Below are 2,035 nucleotides of genomic sequence, written 5' to 3' on the forward strand. Positions count from 1 at the left end.
CCAGCGGCCCGCGCCCGCGGCGGGAGACGTCCATGGCCCGTCGCTGGGTCCGATCCGGACATCGTCGCGAAGCAACCAGTTGTGCACGACCTGGAGCTCGTGCTGATTGGCGCCGAGGTACGGGCCCTCGCCGGGGATCACCGTTTCGGCGGAGTCCGCGAGCAGTCCGGCGACATGTGCGGCATTGGCCCCGCGCGGCGAGCTGCCGGCGGCGGCGAGGCGGCCATGGCGGACCACCGCGAGGTTCCATCCTCCGCGGCCATCGGGGAACGCAGCCTGGAGCTGGGGGATCGAGGCCAGCGCACCCAACCGCTGTCGCCGATCGAGGGCGAGGATCAGATCCGCGGTGATGTCCCGGAGGAACGCCGCACGGCGGTAGCGTCCGGCGTCGGCCGCCGCGGAGACGTCGTCGACGAGCCGCGCGATGAGTTCCGCTCCTCCGGCGCGCAGCTCCTCGGCTACTTCCCCGAAATTGCCCGCGTCGAGATCGAGGGTGTCTTTGGTCGCCTGGGCGGCATTGCGGGTGCGGAATGGCCCGATCGCATCCCCACCGCCGGCCACGCGCGACACCTTCGGCCCGCCCTTCTTCGTCGGCGGGTTGAGGTACCACCCTTGGCCCGGTTCCTTGCGCTGCCGGTTGTACGGCGGGCGGGCGGACGCGAGCATCCGGGCCTCGCGCACTTCGGCCTCCATGCCATGGGCGCACTCGGCGACGTCGACGGACTCGGCCAGCATCACCATTTCGACCATGCGGCGGCGCGGATCGGCGCCCGTGAAGTACTGCAGAAGGCGGCGGCGCAGGTTCACCGCCGTACCTATATATAAGGGATCGCCGGATGCGCCCCGGAATACGTAGACGCCCGGGGCATGCGGGGCATCCGCGATGAGCGCCTTCTTCTCGCGCAGTCGGGGATCGACGTCGGGGGAGAAGTGCTCCAGGTCGCCCACGGTCTCGACGGAATGCCCCGCCAGACGCTCGATGAGGTGGTGGAGAACGTCGACGGTCGCCGCCGCATCATCCAGCGCGCGGTGGTTCGGCGTCACTTCGGCGCCGACGTAGCGGGCGAGGTCGCCGAGGCGAAAACTGCCCGTCCGCTTCCGGTCCAGCAACCGGCGCGCGAGCTGCAGGGTGTCGACGACCGCGGGGGCCGGCCAGGCGATGCCCAATTGCCCGCATGACGCGCGGAGGAATCCGATGTCGAACGGGGCATTGTGCGCCACCCACACCGCGCCCGACGCGAATTCCAGGAAGCGGGGGAGCACGGTGCCCAGCTGCGGGGCACCGTCGAGGTCGGCGTCGGTGATCCCCGTCAGCTCGGTGATGAAGCCGGGCAGCCTCATTCCCGGATCGATCAGGGCGCTGAACCGTCCCTCTTCGACGCCGCCGCGGACACGCACGGCGCCGATTTCGATGATGTGGTCCTCGCCCGCGCGCATCCCCGTGGTTTCGAGGTCGACGACAACGAACGTGGTCTCGCCCAGTCCGAGTTCGTCGGTGCCCGGCCCCGGTTCATCTCCGGAATCGCCGCCATTGCTTTGCGACGACCCGGCGCCGAAGCCGGAAACGGCGTCGGTCAAGGAAAGCTGGAGCGGGTCATCGGCGGTCACCCGACCGATTCTAGGGTGCCGCCCGGATCGGCCGGACCGCGGTTGCCGGTCGCTGTGGCGGATGTGAAAGCTGAGCCGCGAACCGGCCTCAAATCACAAAATGTGACGCGTTTCACATAAGTGTGATTTTAGCACCGTTCACCTTGTCGGGGGTCGTCGCGACGCAGTCCGGGGGCGAGTGTAAAAGGTGCAGGTCTCAGCCCGTTATCGCGGCGTGACACTATGGATCGACGGAAAAACGGGGTTTCATAACGGGCGGGTAACGGATTGGGGTTCATGGCGGTAACGAACCGATTTCGATTCGGACTTGGCGCGTTGGCTGGACAAGAGCCGTTCCCATTTCGTAACCTTGCCGAGACATTGAAGCGGGGCCCTCCCAGAGGTGCCGCTCATGGCAGGAAACCAAAGCCTAATCGGCGCCCGCGAG

General features: G+C 68.0%; 1 protein-coding gene. It reads right to left on the reverse strand.

From position 1 onward, the window contains the following. Positions 1-1,608 (reverse strand): DEDD exonuclease domain-containing protein (locus tag GX015_RS10820; RefSeq protein WP_291345071.1); only part of this gene is annotated, 1,608 nt, incomplete at its 3' end. Between the last annotated feature and the right edge of the window lie 427 nt (positions 1,609-2,035).

This window comes from Corynebacterium sp. (assembly GCF_012837295.1).
GTDB lineage: Bacteria > Actinomycetota > Actinomycetes > Mycobacteriales > Mycobacteriaceae > Corynebacterium.